General features: G+C 69.1%; 18 protein-coding genes and 1 tRNA gene. 16 read left to right on the forward strand and 3 right to left on the reverse strand.

Annotated elements, in window-relative coordinates; translation table 11 throughout:
* Nucleotides 1–22 precede the first annotated feature (22 nt).
* A complete protein-coding gene (locus IEY99_RS28380) occupies nt 23–925 on the forward strand; it encodes a phosphotransferase family protein (RefSeq protein ID WP_229799329.1) in 903 nt (300 codons plus the stop codon).
* On the opposite strand, the gene IEY99_RS28385 is transcribed toward IEY99_RS28380, so the two are convergent.
* The gene (locus IEY99_RS28385; RefSeq protein ID WP_189207143.1) at nt 922–2,295 is read right to left on the reverse strand and encodes an NsdA family TPR-like regulatory protein; all 1,374 of its coding nucleotides are present in this window, start codon (nt 2,293–2,295) and stop codon (nt 922–924) included. The genes IEY99_RS28380 and IEY99_RS28385 overlap by 4 nt on opposite strands.
* Before the next feature lie 229 nt (nt 2,296–2,524).
* On the opposite strand from IEY99_RS28385, the gene IEY99_RS28390 reads away from it, so the two are divergent.
* The 14 genes from IEY99_RS28390 (at nt 2,525) to IEY99_RS28455 (ending at nt 12,556) form a co-directional block, all read left to right on the forward strand.
* The gene (locus IEY99_RS28390) at nt 2,525–2,902 is read left to right on the forward strand and encodes a hypothetical protein (RefSeq protein ID WP_189207144.1); all 378 of its coding nucleotides are present in this window, start codon (nt 2,525–2,527) and stop codon (nt 2,900–2,902) included.
* A gap of 250 nt (nt 2,903–3,152) precedes the next feature.
* Nucleotides 3,153–3,968, forward strand: coding sequence for a hypothetical protein (locus tag IEY99_RS28395; protein ID WP_229799330.1), 816 nt, complete (start codon nt 3,153–3,155; stop codon nt 3,966–3,968).
* Nucleotides 3,969–4,071: 103 nt separating this feature from the next.
* A complete protein-coding gene (locus IEY99_RS28400; protein ID WP_189207146.1) occupies nt 4,072–4,926 on the forward strand; it encodes an FtsK/SpoIIIE domain-containing protein in 855 nt (284 codons plus the stop codon).
* A gap of 116 nt (nt 4,927–5,042) precedes the next feature.
* Nucleotides 5,043–5,627, forward strand: coding sequence for a DUF6197 family protein (locus IEY99_RS28405; protein WP_189207147.1), 585 nt, complete (start codon nt 5,043–5,045; stop codon nt 5,625–5,627).
* A gap of 14 nt (nt 5,628–5,641) precedes the next feature.
* Nucleotides 5,642–6,067 carry a DUF6197 family protein gene (locus IEY99_RS28410; RefSeq protein ID WP_189207148.1) on the forward strand — a complete coding sequence of 142 codons (426 nt, stop codon included), beginning with the start codon at nt 5,642–5,644 and terminating at the stop codon, nt 6,065–6,067.
* Between the two features lie 761 nt (nt 6,068–6,828).
* Entirely contained in the window at nt 6,829–7,176 is a 348-nt protein-coding gene (locus tag IEY99_RS28415; protein WP_189207269.1) for an RRQRL motif-containing zinc-binding protein, read from the forward strand.
* Nucleotides 7,173–7,424, forward strand: a complete 252-nt coding sequence (locus IEY99_RS28420) for a hypothetical protein (RefSeq protein ID WP_189207149.1) — start codon at nt 7,173–7,175, stop codon at nt 7,422–7,424. The genes IEY99_RS28415 and IEY99_RS28420 overlap by 4 nt, the downstream gene beginning before the upstream one ends.
* A 13-nt stretch (nt 7,425–7,437) precedes the next feature.
* Nucleotides 7,438–7,653, forward strand: a complete 216-nt coding sequence (locus IEY99_RS28425) for a hypothetical protein (RefSeq protein ID WP_189207150.1) — start codon at nt 7,438–7,440, stop codon at nt 7,651–7,653.
* A 28-nt stretch (nt 7,654–7,681) separates the two neighbouring features.
* Nucleotides 7,682–7,972 carry a hypothetical protein gene (locus tag IEY99_RS28430; protein WP_189207151.1) on the forward strand — a complete coding sequence of 97 codons (291 nt, stop codon included), beginning with the start codon at nt 7,682–7,684 and terminating at the stop codon, nt 7,970–7,972.
* Between the two features lie 23 nt (nt 7,973–7,995).
* On the forward strand, nt 7,996–8,874 hold the full coding sequence (locus IEY99_RS35145) for a hypothetical protein (protein WP_189207152.1): 879 nt from the start codon (nt 7,996–7,998) through the stop codon (nt 8,872–8,874).
* A 104-nt stretch (nt 8,875–8,978) separates the two neighbouring features.
* Nucleotides 8,979–9,260, forward strand: a complete 282-nt coding sequence (locus IEY99_RS28440; protein ID WP_189207153.1) for a hypothetical protein — start codon at nt 8,979–8,981, stop codon at nt 9,258–9,260.
* A 131-nt stretch (nt 9,261–9,391) separates the two neighbouring features.
* A complete protein-coding gene (locus IEY99_RS28445) occupies nt 9,392–10,816 on the forward strand; it encodes a replication initiator (protein ID WP_229799331.1) in 1,425 nt (474 codons plus the stop codon).
* A 313-nt stretch (nt 10,817–11,129) separates the two neighbouring features.
* Entirely contained in the window at nt 11,130–11,333 is a 204-nt protein-coding gene (locus IEY99_RS28450) for an excisionase family DNA-binding protein (protein ID WP_189207155.1), read from the forward strand.
* Nucleotides 11,333–12,556 (forward strand): site-specific integrase, encoded by a 1,224-nt coding sequence (locus IEY99_RS28455; protein WP_189207156.1) that lies wholly within the window; start codon nt 11,333–11,335, stop codon nt 12,554–12,556. The genes IEY99_RS28450 and IEY99_RS28455 overlap by 1 nt, the downstream gene beginning before the upstream one ends.
* Before the next feature lie 87 nt (nt 12,557–12,643).
* Here the strand turns inward: IEY99_RS28455 and IEY99_RS28460 are convergent.
* Both IEY99_RS28460 and IEY99_RS28465 read right to left on the reverse strand, forming a co-directional pair.
* Nucleotides 12,644–12,717: transfer RNA gene (locus IEY99_RS28460), tRNA-Ile, on the reverse strand.
* Nucleotides 12,718–12,804: 87 nt separating this feature from the next.
* Complete coding sequence (locus tag IEY99_RS28465) at nt 12,805–14,073, reverse strand: NAD(P)/FAD-dependent oxidoreductase (protein ID WP_189207157.1); 1,269 nt, start codon at nt 14,071–14,073, stop codon at nt 12,805–12,807.
* Nucleotides 14,074–14,289: 216 nt separating this feature from the next.
* Here IEY99_RS28465 and IEY99_RS28470 point away from each other — a divergent pair, with 216 nt between their 5' ends.
* Complete coding sequence (locus tag IEY99_RS28470; protein ID WP_189207158.1) at nt 14,290–16,350, forward strand: AfsR/SARP family transcriptional regulator; 2,061 nt, start codon at nt 14,290–14,292, stop codon at nt 16,348–16,350.
* The last annotated feature ends 38 nt before the right edge of the window (nt 16,351–16,388 follow it).

Genomic DNA, 16,388 nt, shown 5'->3' on the forward strand with positions numbered 1-16,388 from the left:
AAGGAGTAGGAGCGTCAGGATCTTGGCAACAGCGGCCCCGTCCTTCGACAAGACCACTGCTGACGTCTCCCTGGCGGCTGCCGCCTTGCGGCTTGGCATCTGCTCCGAGGATGCCGAGCTGATCCGGATCGGGTCTGCGGCGGTCTACTGGCTCAGGAACCGCACCATCGTTGCTCGGGTTTCGCGGTCGCTCGACCTGCTGCCTGTAGCCGTGAATGAGATCGCGGTCTCCAAGTGGCTCGCCGGAGCGGGTGTGCCGGCCGTCATCGCACTCGAGGTGGCTCAGCCTGTCGTGGTGGGCACGCATGTCGTCACCTTCTGGGAGTCGGTGTCAGATCGCGAGGCGTACGGGACGACCTCCGAGTTGGGTCGACTTCTTCGGGCACTTCATGATCTGAATGCCCCGGAAGGCATCACGCTTCCCGACTTGGAGCCATTCGGCCGTCTCGAATCACGGATTCGAGGTGCGGTAGCACTCGATGAAGCGGATCGGGAGTTCCTGCTCCGGCGTGCTCGCGACCTATCCATGGCTTACGAGCGGCTGGCATTTCCTCTGGGGGTTGGGGTGGTTCATGGGGACGCCAGCGTCGGTAACGTCCTGCGAACCTGGACCGGCACCGCTGTGTTGTCCGACCTGGACGGGCTCGCCTACGGACCGCGGGAGTGGGACTTGCTGCTGACGGCGATGTTCTTCGAGCGCTATGGGTGGCACACGGAGGACGAGTATCGCGCGTTTGTTGACGCCTACGGCGTGGACGTCATGGATTGGGACGGCTACAAAGTGTTGGCCGATACCCGCGAACTCTCGATGGTCGCGTGGCTTTCGCAGAACGTGGCAGCAAGCGTTTCAGCCCGGCAGGAGTTCGCGAAGCGAATCCAGTCGCTGCGAACGGACGGCAGTCGCCAAGAGTGGAAGCCGCTTTAACGCTGGGCTGACAATGCCCACATCTCGTTCTCTGCGAAGGATTCTATGAACTCCTTGGCTGCCGAGCAGCTCTCGAAGGGAACGATGAGGGATCGGAAGTGACGCACATAGTCCAGACACCGGGCAGATTTCAGCGAAAGCCCCGCTGTCAGCGCCTCCCCCGCTGCACGAAAGGCCGCCTCCGGGTCGCCTTGGCCGGCGTGCCCAGCCGCGAGAACCATCGAAACGAAGAAGTCGCTACGAGCAGAGGCTCCGGCGTTCGCTAGAGCTTCGCTCGCGTACATCGCGGCTTCCCGATGACGTCCAAGATCCCTCAAGCAGTGGCAGAACTCCGCGTTCAACTCGGCCACGTCGAAGTACGCGATCCACTCCGGGTCGTCCTCCGGTCGTCGCCGCTCGAACAAGCGAGATGCTTCGGAAAGCGCGGACAGACTGCCTTTCGCGTCGCCGCCGCAGGCGAGTGCGCGAGCCTCCATGGCGTAGAAGTGGGCGGTCAAGGTTGCCGTCGCCTTGCCTTGAGTACCGGTCCGAGCGGCGCGTGCAAGATCTGCCGCCTCGCGGTGACGCCGCAGGAACGTTGCCTGGTGACTCATCGCATCGAGCACGCTGCCTGCGAGCAGCGGGTTGCCCGCCTCCTGCGCCAGACGCAGGGCCTGAATGAAGTAACGCTGGGCAGCGCCGTGCACGCCTGCGTCATATGCGGTCCATGCGGCCAAGAGGGTGGCCTCAGCGACTGCCGCATGGAGATGGCGCCCGATCGCGTCGGAGTAGCTGCCTCTGAGTAGCGCCGCACCTTCGGTGCTGAGGAACTGAATGAGGGCTTTGCGGGCCTGCCCGCCTCCGTAGGCATTGTCGAGGTTTGAGAAGGCTTTGACGGTGGCTCGGAAGGCCTCGATATCAGGCAGTCCTACACGGCGTCCAGCCGCCGACGGTGGCGAGGTAGCGCTCTGCCCTCGGACAAGCCAGGACAGCGCCGCGGCGATGCCCGCATTGCCATGCGCCGGCACGCAAAGGATCTGCGGATCGTCGGCTACGTCCGCGCGCCAAAGTTCCGCAAGCTTCTCAGTAGCGTCGTCAACGGAGTCTGCGTATACCGTCCCGAAGTCGTCGGGCAACGTTTCCATAGAGGAGAAGCCGACGTCAGCTGGTGTGACGCTTCGTGACAGGCGGGCGCTTAGGGCCTCCGCGATGTACATGGGGACTCGTCCGCGCGGGCGCATGCCGCTCAGCCAGCGACTCACTGAAGTGTGGTCGCAGTTGATCGGCTGGCCATGGCGTGCGGACACCTCGCGCACCGCCCGCGCGAACGCCTTGTTGGACAGCGCGGCCTCACTGAGGACCTGGGCTAGCTCCTCGTTGCGCTTCGGCACGCGGCACCTCCTGCCACTGCAACTGCGTCTGCACGAGTGCGCCCCCGAGTGCGCCCTCCCTGGAGGAGTCGTTCGGCGGCAACCTTGGGTTGTGTAAGTGATCGTACTCAATATCAACGACATGCGATCCTTGCCGAATACAAACCTAGTTTGTACTCTGATCCATGGGGCGACCGCCCCGCGGCCCAGGCGCCGAGGCCGGCGCCGTCGTGAACAAGAGGAGTCAGCCGTGAATCAGCCTCGTATCAGTACTCAGCCGCGTCTGATGCTGGACACGACCAACGTCATCTTTGAGATGGCGGACGACATCATGCCGAAGCTCGACCCGGATGGTGTGCAGAAGCGGGATCGGGAGACTGGTCTGCCGATGTGGACTGCACCGATGTTCGGTCGTGGTCGCGCGATCGGTCGTAAGTGGTCGGGTCAGCTCACCGTCACGATCGTGTCGGCGGAGAAGCCGGCCGCCGAAGACGGCGACCAGGTCGTGCCTCTGGACTTGGAGGCGCTGCCGTGGGTGTCGGAGCAGAACGGCAAGGCGCGCAACGGTGTCGCGTTCAAGGCCTCGGGCCTGGACGTGGTGTCCGCCCCGGTGGTGAAGGCCGCCTGAACCCTCGACCTACCTGGCTTCTGTAGCCACTGAATACAGGACGCGGGGCCGCCAGAGATTGGCGTCTGAGTGCGGCCCCGCACCTGTGCGAACTCATCCAGCCCTGTCGTAGGGAGGAATCGTCGTGTCCAAGTCTACTGGCCGTCGCCTGTTCGGCTCGCACACTAAGGGCCACACCGTCACGGTCATTGAGGCCCCGACCCGTTACAACCAGCGGCGTAAGGCCATCATCGCGTTCTGGGTCACTGTCGTGATCGTCGCCCTGTTGGGCGGCACCGTCGCCGCGCATTACATGCACCCAATCCTGGGTGGCCTGCTCGGCATCGTCGGCGGCGCCGTCTCCGGCGCAATCGTCGCTGTCCTGATCATCATCTGGCCGGTACTGCGGATGATCTGGCACTGGCTACCGGAGATCCTGCTCGCCGGGTTCCTGATCTACGGGTGGAATACCCTGATGTTCGCCACCCCGGTGTGGCTGTCCCTGCTGATCCTGGCTGTGCTTGTGGGTGGTCCGGCCGCGTACGGCCCGACCCGCCGGGCAGTGATGTCGCTGTTCTGGTGCCTGACCGTCAGGCATCGGCTGCGGATGTGCTTCGCCGCATTCGTCGCGCACAACCGGCAGGGCACCTTGCCGTTCATCCTGCTCGCCCGACCGACACCGGCCGGGGAACGGGTCTGGCTGTGGCTGCGCCCCGGCCTGTCCTTGCACGACCTGGAACAGCCCGGCCAGGTGCAGAAACTCGCGGTCGCCTGCTGGGCCAACGAGGTCCGCGTCATCCGCGCCTCGCGCAAGTACGCACCGTTCATCCGCGTCGACATCACCCGCCGCGAACCACTGACCGACACGGTCCTGTCTACCCTGCCGGACCACGTCCCAGCGCACATGCCGGCCACCGGACCGGTGTCCCCGACGGTGCCTCCACGCGGGGTGAACCTCGCCGAGGTACCCATCCCGCGCACCCCGCGGGCGAGCAATGACAACACCCATGACCGGCCGCGCACACCGCGCAATCCGCGTCCCCCGGCCGCACCGCCTGCGGACTTCGACCCGTCCGACTACGCCTAACCGTCCCTGACACGTACGTGTCAAAGCGCCCGTGTGCTCCGGCGCGACCCCGACCTCACGTCACCCAGCGTCGCGCCGGACACCCTTGCGATCGGAGCCACCCATGAGTCCCGTCCTCGCGGCCCCGCCGAGCGTTCCGGTCGGCACGGGCATGTCCATCTTCGATCCGATGTTCGTCGGCATGGACGAGTACGGCCACCCCGTCTACCTGCCGATGATCTACCGCAACATCCTCATCGGCGGTGAACCCGGCGCCGGCAAATCCAGCTTCCTGAACACCGTCATCGGCACCGCCTCGCTCTGCCTGGATGTGAGCCTGTGCCTGCTCGACGGCAAGCAGGTGGAGCTCGGCCTGTGGGAGAACTGCGCCGACGTGTTCGTCGGACCGGACCTCGATCTGGCCATCCTCACCCTGCAACGGCTGCAGACCGTGATGGACAACCGGTACGCGTTCCTCAAGTCCGTACGCCGGCAGAAGATGGTGCCCGGCGACGTGTTCGGCGCGATCCTCATCGCCATCGACGAAATCGCCTTCTACTCCGCCACCGCCGGAGACAAGAAGACCCAAGAGCAGTTCTCCTCGCTACTGCGCGACCTGGTCGCCCGGGGCCGCGCGGTCGGCATCATCGTCGCCGCCGCCACCCAACGACCCAGCTCCGACATCATCCCGACCTCGCTGCGCGACCTGTTCGCCTGGCGCTTCGCCGGCCGCTGCACCACCAACGTCTCCAGCGACATCGTGCTCGGTCACGGCTGGGCTGCCCGCGGCTACAGCAGCAACACCGTCGACCCCACCAATCAGGGCTGCGGCTACCTCATCGCCGAAGGCGGCAACCCCGTCCTGATCAAGGCCGCCTACATGAGCAACGACGACATCATCCGCGTCGCCGACTACGCCGCCTGGACCCGCCGCACCACCACGACGACCGCCTCCGCCGAGCTGCACGCGGCCGCCTGATCAGAGAGGCACCACCAGCACAACCCCATAGGAACAGCCGACGAACCGAGACCAGCCCTAGGAAAGCGAACCCGGCTCGTCGGCCACCACCACCGCCCACGAAAGGACGTGGCGTCATGAACCGTACCCAAAACCCGACCGGCACCGCCGCCGACACCGACAGCCCCACCGTGGTTGTCACTCCGGCTGACATCCTGCGCGGCGCCGCCCACTATCTCGAAACCTACGGCTGGAACCGCCGCGCCTTCTACGCCGAGGGCTTCAAGCCGTTCCCGCCTGCCTGCGTCGCGGGCGCTATCGGTATGGCTGCCTTCGGTCGCTGCGTCGACCTGCTCTACCCGGACATGGACTCCGGAATCGACCCGGAGGCCTTGCATGACCACGACGACGCTGTCGCCGTCTTCTGTAACTACCGCCTGGATCTGATGCGCAAGGCACTCGACGGCCAGGACCCTGCCACCGTCGACCGGCTCCCGGAATGGGACCTCAACACCTACGAGTGGAACGACTACGCCGACCAGACCGCCGACAAGGTCATCACCACGCTGCGCGCTGCTGCCGACGAGTACGACTCGACCCACTCCAGCGACCACCTGCCCGACGCCGACGCGGCTGACGTGCCGCTGCTCGACACCGGCGGCTACCTCGCCTGCGGCTGCCACGGCTCGCAACGCGACCACACCTGCGGCCCCCTCGACTGACCGGGAGGCCCGCCATGACCACCACGATCGCCGCTCTGCCGACCGGCAACACCGACATCATCCTCGACCGGGCCGCCAGCTACCTGGCCCGCCACGGCTGGCTCCCGTCCGGCCTCTACGACGCGCACGACGGCTGCACCCGCAAGTGCGTCTGCCACCGCACCGGCGCCTACCCCGCGTCAATTATCGGCGCGATCCGCTACGCCGTCTTCGGCCAGCCCCGCTGGTACCTCGACCTCGCCGACGGCCAGGCGCTGCACGACTACACCGCCGCCGTCGAGTGGCTCAACACCTACCTCATCGCCACCGGCCACGCCGGCCTCCACGCCCCGATCTTCGCCTGGCAGACCACTCCCGGCCGCACCGTCGTCGACGTCTGCGCCGCCCTGCACGCGGCTGCCGGCGCCTACCGCCACCACACCCTGCGGAGGGCCGCATGACCACCACCGACACCTCTGGCCTGACACGTACGTGTCAACCCACCTTCACCACGGCCGGGCTGTTGACCGCCCTGGAAACCGCCTGGGCCGCTATCCGCACCCGCCACCCGGAAGTCCCCGACGCCGTCCTGGTCGTCGGCTCCGGCTCACCCGCCAAGGGCAGCCAATCGATGAAGTGGGGCCACTTCGCCTCGCTGCGCTGGCAATCCGGCGACACCCAACTGCCCGAGGTCCTCGTCTCCGGCGAAGGACTCAAACGCACCCCCGCCGAGGTCTTCACCACCCTGCTGCACGAAGCCACCCACGGCCTCGCCGACACCCGCGGCATCCAAGACACCAGCCGCCAAGGCCGCTGGCACAACAAGAAGTTCGCCACCCTCGCCGCCGAACTCGGCCTCACCGCCGAGAAGGACGACAAGCTCGGCTACTCACCCTGCACCCTCACCGACCACGCGGCTGCTAAGTACGCGGCCACCATCACCACACTCGCCGCCGCCCTCAACGCGTACCGGCATCCCGAACCCACCGGCGACGGCAAGCAACGCACGAACAACAACAACGGCATCGCAGCCGAATGCGAGTGCCCGCGCAAAATCCGGCTCTCCAAGACCGCCTTCGAAGAGGGCGGCCCGATCGTCTGCGCCGACTGCAACGCCGCGTTCCTGCCCGAGGACATCGACCGCGACACCTACCCGCATCCCACGTTCGGCCCCGCCTGCACCCACGGCGACACCCCGGCCGACTCGGATCCGGAGGACCCGATGGTGTTCTACGACCCCACCGGCGAGCGCTACGGCATCCCCACCTACCCGTTCAAGTTCGCCCCTGACGGGCTGGCCACCCTGCGCCAGCTCCACGCCAAGAATCTGCGTCCCGGCGGGCAATCCGTTGTGGCGCAACTGATGTGGCGTCGCGGCAAACGCGTCGCCTACCTGTACCGCATCGACCTCGCCGTGCCGAAACGCACCGCGACTCCCGCGCAGCTCGCCGCCCTCGAACGGGCCAACCAAGCCAAGAGGGTCTGCCCCGCCTGCGGCCAGCTCAAGCCCTACCAGATCCCGCGCCGGACCGGCGCCTGCCTCGACTGCACCCCGGGCGGTGCCTCATGACTGCCGCCCTCACCGACTGTCTGTTCTGCATCGAGGGACACATGCCCGCCGGACGCGACGAGTCCATGGGCGAGCTCTTCGAAGTCTGTCCTGTCTGCCGCCCTGTCTGCGGCCTCTGCGACGGCCTCGCCGTCTACCCCGCGAACTACAACACCCCGGCCGAACTGGCCGTCGACCTGCTTCCCCTGCGCCTCGCCGCGGTCCTGTGCCCCGGCTGCTCGGGCGTCATCGCCCTCATCTCCCTGTGAAAGGACACCTGCGGTGACCTACATCTACAGCGCCGACTTCACCTACGAAACCACTGATGGTCAGCCGGTTTCCGGCACCCGCGAATTCAAGTACCCGCAGCTCGTCACCGACCCCACCGACCTGCGAGACATCGCCGAACACATCATCGGCATCACTGTCAGCAGCCGCCGCCTGCAGATCCTCGCCGTGCGCCCCGTGCGCGCCCGCCTCAAGACCGACTTCGTCTGACCACCCGCTTCCGGAAAGGACCACCGCCATGCCTCGCTACTACGTCTCCTTCAGCTTCCCTGGCCCGACCGGTCTCGGTATCGCCTCGGCCGACATCACCGTGCCCACCCTCGTCGCTTGCGCCGACGACCTCCAGCCGATGTATGCCTTCCTCGCCCAGCAGGGCTACCGCACCGGCGTGAAAATCCTCGGCTTCTCCCTTTACGCCGAGCCTTCGAATCCCACCAAGCCGCAGCAGAACCCGGCTCCCAAGCCGCAGCACAACACGGCGCCGCAACACTCGCGTCGTCGTCCCTCGCCCCGACCCGGGCGGTCCTGATGACCACACCACACCGATCCGCGATGGATCCCGCCAAGCCCGCGCTGACGCGCGTCGACCGTCTCCAAGACGGCATCCTGCTCGTGATCGTTCTGCTCACCGGTCTCATGGCCGGCGCTGCCTCGTTCCACCACGTCCACGAATTCACCATCAACAACTCGCCGAAGAACACCGCGGACTGGTTCGGCTGGGCCAACGCGGTCATCTGCGAACTGATCCCGACCGCCTGCCTGATCGAGATCGGACGCCGCCGACGTCACGACCCGCAGGCCTCCGTGCGCTACCCGATGGCGCTGCTCGTGGCCGCCGTCGCCGTCTCACTCACCGCACAGCTCGCCGTGGCCAAGCCCAGCGTGTTCGGCTGGATGGTCTCCGCCCTGCCGGCGCTGGCCTTCTTCGCCGTGTCCAAGCTCGTCTTCTCCGCCACCGCACCACCTCGGCCCACCCACCCGGTCACGGCGCTCACGCCGGCCACCTCGCCCGCCCCGTCACCCGACATCCCGCGCGCAGAGGTTCGCCCGGTCGCCGCAGCTCACGAAGACCAGGGCCACGACCGCCGTCACGACAGCGATACCGGCGACGAAGACCGCACCACGGATACCGGCCTCGAAGACCACCCACCGGTCACCACGGAAGCCGTCCCTGCCGTAACCGCGGCGGCTTCCGCCCTGGCACCGGCTGCTCCGGTCGAGCGTTTCCCGGCGCCGCTGCTGGCTAACGCCCGCACCATCGCCGTCTCGCACCGCGACAGCCACGGCGAAGACATCAAGGCGAACCAACTCGCCGTCAGGCTGCGCGTCCCGACCCCGATCGCGGCCGACATCCTGACCCACCTCACTAGCCCGCCCGCGGCGGCGAACACCACGCCGCACAACGGCAGCACCGTCGCAGCCCACTCGTGACCAGCTCGACGCTGCCTCTCACACCCACAACCAACTTGGTTGTGGGTGCGGGGGACACCGCCGAGACCCGCACACCCGGCACCACGCGAAAGGAGGACCGGCCGATGACGACCTATCTGGTCGACGTCCACCACCGCACCCACATTTGCCCGGCCAACCCAAAACCCCACCCGTACGACACCCGCCGCACGATCGTCGCCGTGCTCCCCGCACAGCCGTGCCAGCGGCCGGTCACCGTGCGAAGCGGCAACCGCTCCGCCGTCATCGACTGCGGACGCCACGAGCCGGCCGAACGGCAGTGCGACGCCTGCCGCACCACCATCGTCAAACGCCGCACCACCGCCACCTTCACCGGCCCCGTCGGCACGGCCGGAGCCGCGGCATGACCAGCTCAACGCGACCTCTCACACCCACCCCCGCTGTGGGTGCGGGCGAGCGCGCCGAGACCTGGCCCTGGGCCACTCCAAGTCCGGTCACCGCTCACCCGGACGCGCGGCTTGGCTTCGACCCGGGCGAAGTGGCCACCGCCCGCCGGCGGGTGCGTTCCGGCGAGTTCCTTGAATGGCTCGACCACGTCAGCGCGGCCGCCGCCTGCACCCGCCCGATCCGGCTGACCGGCGCGATCGACGTGAACAACCCCGACGGCACGCTCATGCATTCGATCGACACCGACACCATGCCCGACGGCGCCATCTACACCCCGTGCGGCAACCGCCGCGCCAGCGTGTGCCCGTCCTGCGCCGAGGTGTACCGCCGCGACACCTACCAGATCATCCGCGCCGGGCTGGAAGGCGGCCGCTACGGCCTGCCCCCACTCGGGCAGCACCTGGCCGTGTTCCTCACCGCCACCGCCCCCTCCTTCGGCCCCGTGCACCACCGCGTGGTGAAGACCCACGCGGCCGACTGCCGCAGCAAGGACCGGTGCACCTGCCGCGCCAGTCTGTGCCGGCCCTTCGGCAAGACCTGCGAGCACGGCGTCAAGATGCGCTGCACCAGCCGGCACAAGACGACCGACCCCGCGCTGGGCACGCCGCTGTGCTTGGACTGCTACGACCACGACGCCCAGGTCGTGTGGAACCACGAAGCCCCCGAACTGTGGCGGCGCACCATCCAGGAAGCCGACCGCGAACTCCAACGCCTCGGTAAGAGCCTCGGCGTCATGCTGCGCCGGCGCTACGTCAAGGTCCACGAATTCCAGGCCCGCGGCGTGATCCACTACCACGCGATCATCCGGCTCGACGGCTACCACCCGGACTGCCCGAGCGCGATCGTGCCCGCCGACCAGGTCGTCACCCGGACGATGCTCGCCAGCGTCCTGGAGACCGCGTTCCGCAAGACGTCCTACGTCAGTGCCTCACACCCCGCCCACGGCGGCCAAGGTTGGCGGATCGGGTGGGGTGATAAGGGCCTCGACCTGAAACACATCAACGTCCCGGGCGGGGACGCGAACATGGCGAAGCTGATCGCGTACCTGGCCAAGTACGTCACCAAGAGCACCGAAGCCACCGGGCAGATCTACCGCCGTATCGATGACCTGACCATCGAGCTGCACGCCACCCCGGACACCCACCTGGGCCGGCTCATCCGGGCGTGCTGGGATCTCGGTACCGCCGAGGGGTGGCATCGGCTGCGCCGCTACGCCCACCAGTACGGCCACGGCGGACACGTCACGACCAAGAGTCGGGGCTTCTCGGTCACCTACGCCTTCAAGCGCCTCGAACGGACCATCTGGCGCCGCACCCAAGGCTTTCCCCACCTCTGGGACGAGCAGCAGGCCGACCTGGTCGTGTACCGCCTCGGCTACCACGCCACCGGCTGGATCACCACCGGCGACGCTCTCCTGGCCAACAGCGCCGCCGACGCCGCCCGCCGCCGCGCCGACACCGCCCGCGACTACGCCGACGACGACCACGTCCCGGCGGCCAGGCCCATCGCCGCCTGACACGTACGTGTCAAGAACACCGTTCCTTGACAACTCCACAGCGACAGCGAGCGCCTACCTGTGGCCACCCCACGGACACTGCAACGCGACGTATGCGATCACCAATGCAAAAAGAAGTGCAGCAAGGCGCCGCGGTGGTAGGTCGAGCATGCGCGGCAGCCTAGATCAACACCGTCAGCAGGCGATATGCCCTGCCCACCCGCTCCAGCCTCGTGGTCATGCTCATCGGCCGGCCGGCCGGCCGGCCGGCTTGCCTGGCCGCCCGACCGGGGGCGCCGACACCTACGCAATTTCTTACTGAGGGAGGTTATTAATGACGCTTCAACCGCTTCGACCCCGTTGGTACTCGCCCGCCGAAGTCGCGGTGCTCCTCGGCTTCGGGCTTTCCAAGGTGAAGATGAGGATCGCCACCGGTGAGCTTCGGTCGATCAAGGACGGGAAGTACCGCCGCATTCTGCCCGAGTGGGTCGATCAATACGTTCAGGACCAGATCGACCGCCAGGACATGGTCTCCTGATGGCCGGCCGCGCCCGCGCCAACGGAGAGGGCTCGATCTACCCCTACCGCAACGGGTTCGCCGCATACGTGTGGGTCACCAAGCCCGACGGCAACCGCACCCGCAAGTACGTCTATGGCAAGAGCCGCGAGAGCGTTCACGAGAAGTGGGTGGAACTTCAGCGCCGGGCAAAGAGCGGCCCTGTTGCCGCCAAGATGCAGACACTCGGCGGCTATGTCAGCTACTGGCTGGCAGAGGTCATCGAGCCGAATCTTTCACCGGCGACGTGGGCCACGTACGACTACGTGGCTCGCCGCTATCTCGTGCCCGGCCTCGGGAAGAAACGTCTCGATCGCCTTCTAGCCCGTGACGTTCAGATGTGGTTGAACGAGGTCGGGCGTACGTGTCAGTGCTGCGCGCAGGGCAAGGATGCACGAAGGGCGCCGACCAGGCGGAAGTGTTGTGCGGTCGGACATTGCTGCCGGGACCTTCCCTCCCCCACCACCATCGACCATGTCCGGCGGGTGCTGCGGGCCGCATTGTCCCAAGCGGTCCTGGATGGGTACGCCTCGTCGAACGCCGCCATGTCGGTACGTCTACCGACCATCCGCACGCGCAAACGGAAGGCATGGACGAGTGAAGAGGCTCGTCGCTTCCTGGAGTCCGCGCGTGCGGACAATGACCGGCTCTATGCGGCTTACGTCCTGGTCCTGGTCCTCGGCCTGCGGAAAGGCGAAGTCCTCGGGCTGGGATGGGATGACGTCGATCTGCACGCCGGAGAAGTCACCATCGACTGGCAGATTCAGCGCGTTGGCAAGGTCCGGGGAATCGAACGGCGTCGCACCAAGACCGTCTCGTCGGACGCAACGCTGCCGTTACCGCCGATCTGCGTGGCCGCCCTGAAGGATCACCACAAGGCGCAGGCGGCCGCCAAGGCCGAGGCGGGTCCGGCATGGCACGACAACGGATTAGTCATCACGACTCGGTTCGGCACGCCGATCGAGCCTCGGAACTTCCTCCGGTTCTGGGACCGCCGATGCGAGCAGGCGGGCGTCCGCCGCATCACGGTGCACGACGCCCGCCGTACGTGCGGGTCCCTTCTTGCCGACCTGGACGTGCACCCACGGGTGGCCATGCAGATCCTGCGACACGCCAACTTCAAGATCACGATGGAGATCTACACCCAGGTCACGGACCAGCAGACCCGCGATGCGCTCAAGCGTCTCGGGGAAAGCCTGGGCTGATGACCCCCGCTGCTGTACTTTGCTGCTGTACGAGCCCCGCCGACCTCGGCCTAACCGTTCGTAGACGGCCGATTACCAGGCCGTTCGTGGGGCGGGCGGGACTCGAACCCGCGACCGAGGGATTATGAGTCCCCTGCTCTAACCCACTGAGCTACCGCCCCGTACCGGCGGCGATCCTATCCCGCGGCGTCCAGCGCAAGCCAGCGATCTCGCCCCAGGTCGCGCGCCGGGCGCCGGGCACGACCGGCTCATCGGCCGGCGCCTGCCAGCGCTCCGAGGGAGGCCAGGACCGCTCCTGCCGTACGCCACCCGCCCGCCAGCGCTCCCTGGATCGACGGGCTGTCGCGGTGGTCGCCCGCCACGAACAGGCCTTCTCCCAGCGACACCGGCTTGCGGAGCTGGGCCTGGGGCACCGGCGCCGCGGGCAGGGCGTGGCGGATCGGGATCACGCTGATCAGTTCCCAGTCGTCGGTCGGTACGCCGTACAGGCGGGCCAGTTCGACCCTGAGCACCGTCTCCGAGGCGCCGGACGGGGCCGCCACGCCTACTGTCGACGCCGCGATCAGAGACTTGCCGGCCGGGGCGTATTCGGGGGCCGCGTTCGACATGACGACGGTGTTGGCCACGATCTCCCGGCGGTCGCCGTCGAGGAGCAGGGTGGGTTCGTCGATCGGGGCGTGCGGGGCGCCGAAGTAGTACGTGGTGAGGCCCCGCATGTCGGGGCGGGGCAGCATGGGCAGCAGCTCCGAGGCGGTGACCGGGTCGGTGGCCACCACGACGGCCCGGCAGCGGATCTCGCCGCCCTCGGTGACGACGCGGCCCGGCTCGACGGCGAGGGTCCGGGCGTTGACCAGCAGCTGCGGGTACGGCAGCGGCCCGGCGACCGCGGCGGGCAGCATCGCCATGCCGTTGGCCGGCACGCCGATCCTGCCCCGGGTGAGCGAGCGGAGGACCATGGCGAGGACGTGGCTGGAGGTGTCGAGGCTGCGGTCGGCGAAGATGCCGGACAGGAAGGGTCGCAGCACCTCCTCGATGATGCGGTGCGACAGACCGGCCTTGCGCAACGCCTCCTGGGTGCTCATCTCCGGGGCATCGAGCAATCTCTCCGGGGTGTACGTGGCGCAGCGCGTCGCCAGCGCCGCGAACTTGAGCCGGTCGGTGAGGGAGCCGACGCCGCTGCCGAGCGCCTGGGGCGCGGTCATCGGGTCGCGCAGCGGGTTCTCCAGGCGGTGCAGGCGGCCGCCGCGGCGCACCAGCACGCCGGACGTGAAGTAGCGCATGTCCAGGGCGTCGATGTCGACGAGCGCGGGGACCCTCGGGTACGCGGTGTTGAGCACCTGGAAGCCGCGGTCGAGCCGCCAGCCGTCGACGACGTCCGTGGCCACCCGGCCGCCGATGCGGTCGGCGGCCTCGACGAGCAGCCATTCGACGCCGGCCCGATCCAGGCGCCGGGCAGCGGCGAGCCCGGCGAGACCGCCGCCCACGATGACGACGTCCACCTCTACCGGCTGCGACACGGGCACCTCACAGGAGGACAAACAAGGCAGACCTCAGCCTAGCCGCGGACTCTGCGCCCGGCAGGGAAAGAGCGAGGACCGGCCGCACCGGAAAGTCCGGCACTGCCTATCACCCGGCCATCCGCTCGTCAAGATCCCAATTTCGCCATCTGCCGCGGCACCGGGCCCGGCTCGTACCGTCGACCGCAGCGCCACGGGGGATCGAGGAGGGCGGCCTTGCAGTGCATCGACACCGGCGACTGGGAGGCCGCCCTCACGCAGGCCCGGCGGATCGCCGCAGAGGCCGGGCCCCTCGCCGCGCGCACGGCGTGGCCGGTCACCATGATGCTGTACTTCCAGGGCGACCTGACCACCGCGGGGGCGGTACTCCGCCGGGTCTCCCCTACTGTGTCCGGTGACGGCCCGGCGGACCGGGCGCTGCTCGCCGGCTGGGCCGCGGGTGTCCGCTGGGCCCTGAACGATCTGCCCGGCTGCCGCCGGGAGACGGACCGCGCCCACGCCCTCGCACAGCTCAGCGGCGAGCCGCGGGCCCTGGCGCTGGCTCACACGATGCTCGCCCTGCTGGCCGCAGCCGAGGGAGACCGCCGCGGCAACGACCGGCACTACGAGCTGGCCCTCGGTGCTGCGGTGCGCGCCGCGGACGCGACGCAACAGCTGCGGATCCGCGCGAATCGTGGGTCGCAGCGGCTGGAGGAGGGCGACCTCGAGGGCGCTCGCGCCGAGCTGGACCGGGCGCTCGACGCGGCGCCCGGGGGTCCGGTGCCCCATCCGGCGGTGGTGGGCCTGGCCCGGCACAACCGGGCGAAGGCGCTGCTGCGGAGCGGCCGCCTCGCCGCGGCCCGCGACGGGTTCCGGGCGGCGTGCACCACCTTGCAGCGGATCGGGGCCGGCTTCGTCGCGTACCCGCTGACCGGTCTCGGCGAGTGCCATGAACTGCGGGGAGATCTGCCGCAGGCGCGCGCCGCGTACGAGGAGGCGGTGCTGGTCGCCCGGAACGCCGCGATCTCCCCCGCGCTGGCGTCCGCGCGGTGCGGGCTGGCCCGGGTCCTCGCGGCCACCGGCGACGACGCCGCGGCCCGGACGGCCGCCGAGGCGGTCGCCGAGTCGACGGCCCTCACCGAGGCGCCGGCCCACGCCTGCGCGGGCTGGGCGGCACTGGCGACCGACCCGGTGGCGGCGCGCGCGTCCGCCGACACGGCGATCGCCCTGGCCCGGGCCGGACGCCACCCGGCGGCCCTCGCCGACGGGCTGGAGCTCGCCGCCATGACCCACCCGCCGGCCGAGGCGCAGCGGTTGCTGGCCGACGCGGAGCGGGTCTACGCCGACATCGGCGATCCGGTGGGCGTGGCCCGGGTCGCGCTGGCTCGCGCCCGCACCGGTCCGGGCGGGCCGGCGGCCGCCGCCCACCTCGTCGCCGAGCACCGGCTCCGCGCGCTGGACGTCGACCCGTCCACCGGCACCCGCTCGCTCGCGCGGCACCTGGGGCCGCCGGAGAGCCCGGTCGCCGTACGGATGCTGGGCTCGTTCGCCGTCGCCCACCGGGGCGCACCGGTGCCGCTGACGGCCTGGCAGAGCCGCAAGGCCCGCGACGTGCTCAAGCTCCTGGTGGCCCGGCGCGGGCGCCCGATCACCCGGGCGGCCATCGGCGAGGCCCTGTGGCCGGGCGAGGACAAGGTCGGGAACCGGCTGTCGATCGCGCTGTCCATCCTGCGTACCGTGCTGGACCCGGAACGCGCCGCCCCGCCGGACCACTTCATCGTCGCGGGGGCCGAAGGCGTCGCGTACAACCCGCGGACGCTGGTCGTGGACGTCGACGTCTTCCTGGAGATCGCTGCCGCCGGGGCCGCCGCCGCGGCGGGCGGACGGATCGGCGAGGCCCGGATGCTGCTGGAGGCGGCCGCCGCGGCGTACACCGGTGACGTGCTCGACGACGAGCCGGATCTGGAGGCGGTGCTGCCGCTGCGCGAGGAGGCCCGCGCCACGTTCCTGGCGGCCCTGCGCACCCTGGGCACGGTCTGCTCGCAGGCGGGCGACGTCGACGGCGCGGTGCGGGCCTGGCTGCGGCTGCTGCAGCACGATCCCTACGACGAGGACTGCGCGCTGCGGCTGGTCGGCGTGCTCGGCGCCGCCGGGCGGCACGGCGAGGCGGCGCGCCACCACCGGACGTACGCCCGGCGCATGCGCGAGCTGGGACTGCCGGCGCAGCCCCTGCGCCGGTCCGTCCGCAATGGAGCCGGCGCGGCGGTCCATTGCAAGATCTCCCGGGCGAGCGTATAGACGGTCATCATGATATTCCGCGCGCGGTCCCCGCGTGC

This window comes from Couchioplanes azureus, from assembly GCF_014648355.1.
Lineage (GTDB): Bacteria > Actinomycetota > Actinomycetes > Mycobacteriales > Micromonosporaceae > Actinoplanes > Actinoplanes azureus.

Bases quoted from the DNA above. Each gene is read 5' to 3' on its own strand.
- IEY99_RS28400 (WP_189207146.1), top strand. From the start codon at position 4,072: ATGAGTCCCGTCCTCGCGGCCCCGCCGAGCGTTCCGGTCGGCACGGGC.
- IEY99_RS28405 (WP_189207147.1), top strand. From the start codon at position 5,043: ATGAACCGTACCCAAAACCCGACCGGCACCGCCGCCGACACCGACAGC.
- IEY99_RS28410 (WP_189207148.1), top strand. From the start codon at position 5,642: ATGACCACCACGATCGCCGCTCTGCCGACCGGCAACACCGACATCATC.
- IEY99_RS28415 (WP_189207269.1), top strand. From the start codon at position 6,829: ATGGTGTTCTACGACCCCACCGGCGAGCGCTACGGCATCCCCACCTAC.
- IEY99_RS28420 (WP_189207149.1), top strand. From the start codon at position 7,173: ATGACTGCCGCCCTCACCGACTGTCTGTTCTGCATCGAGGGACACATG.
- IEY99_RS28430 (WP_189207151.1), top strand. From the start codon at position 7,682: ATGCCTCGCTACTACGTCTCCTTCAGCTTCCCTGGCCCGACCGGTCTC.
- IEY99_RS35145 (WP_189207152.1), top strand. From the start codon at position 7,996: ATGGATCCCGCCAAGCCCGCGCTGACGCGCGTCGACCGTCTCCAAGAC.
- IEY99_RS28440 (WP_189207153.1), top strand. From the start codon at position 8,979: ATGACGACCTATCTGGTCGACGTCCACCACCGCACCCACATTTGCCCG.
- IEY99_RS28450 (WP_189207155.1), top strand. From the start codon at position 11,130: ATGACGCTTCAACCGCTTCGACCCCGTTGGTACTCGCCCGCCGAAGTC.
- IEY99_RS28455 (WP_189207156.1), top strand. From the start codon at position 11,333: ATGGCCGGCCGCGCCCGCGCCAACGGAGAGGGCTCGATCTACCCCTAC.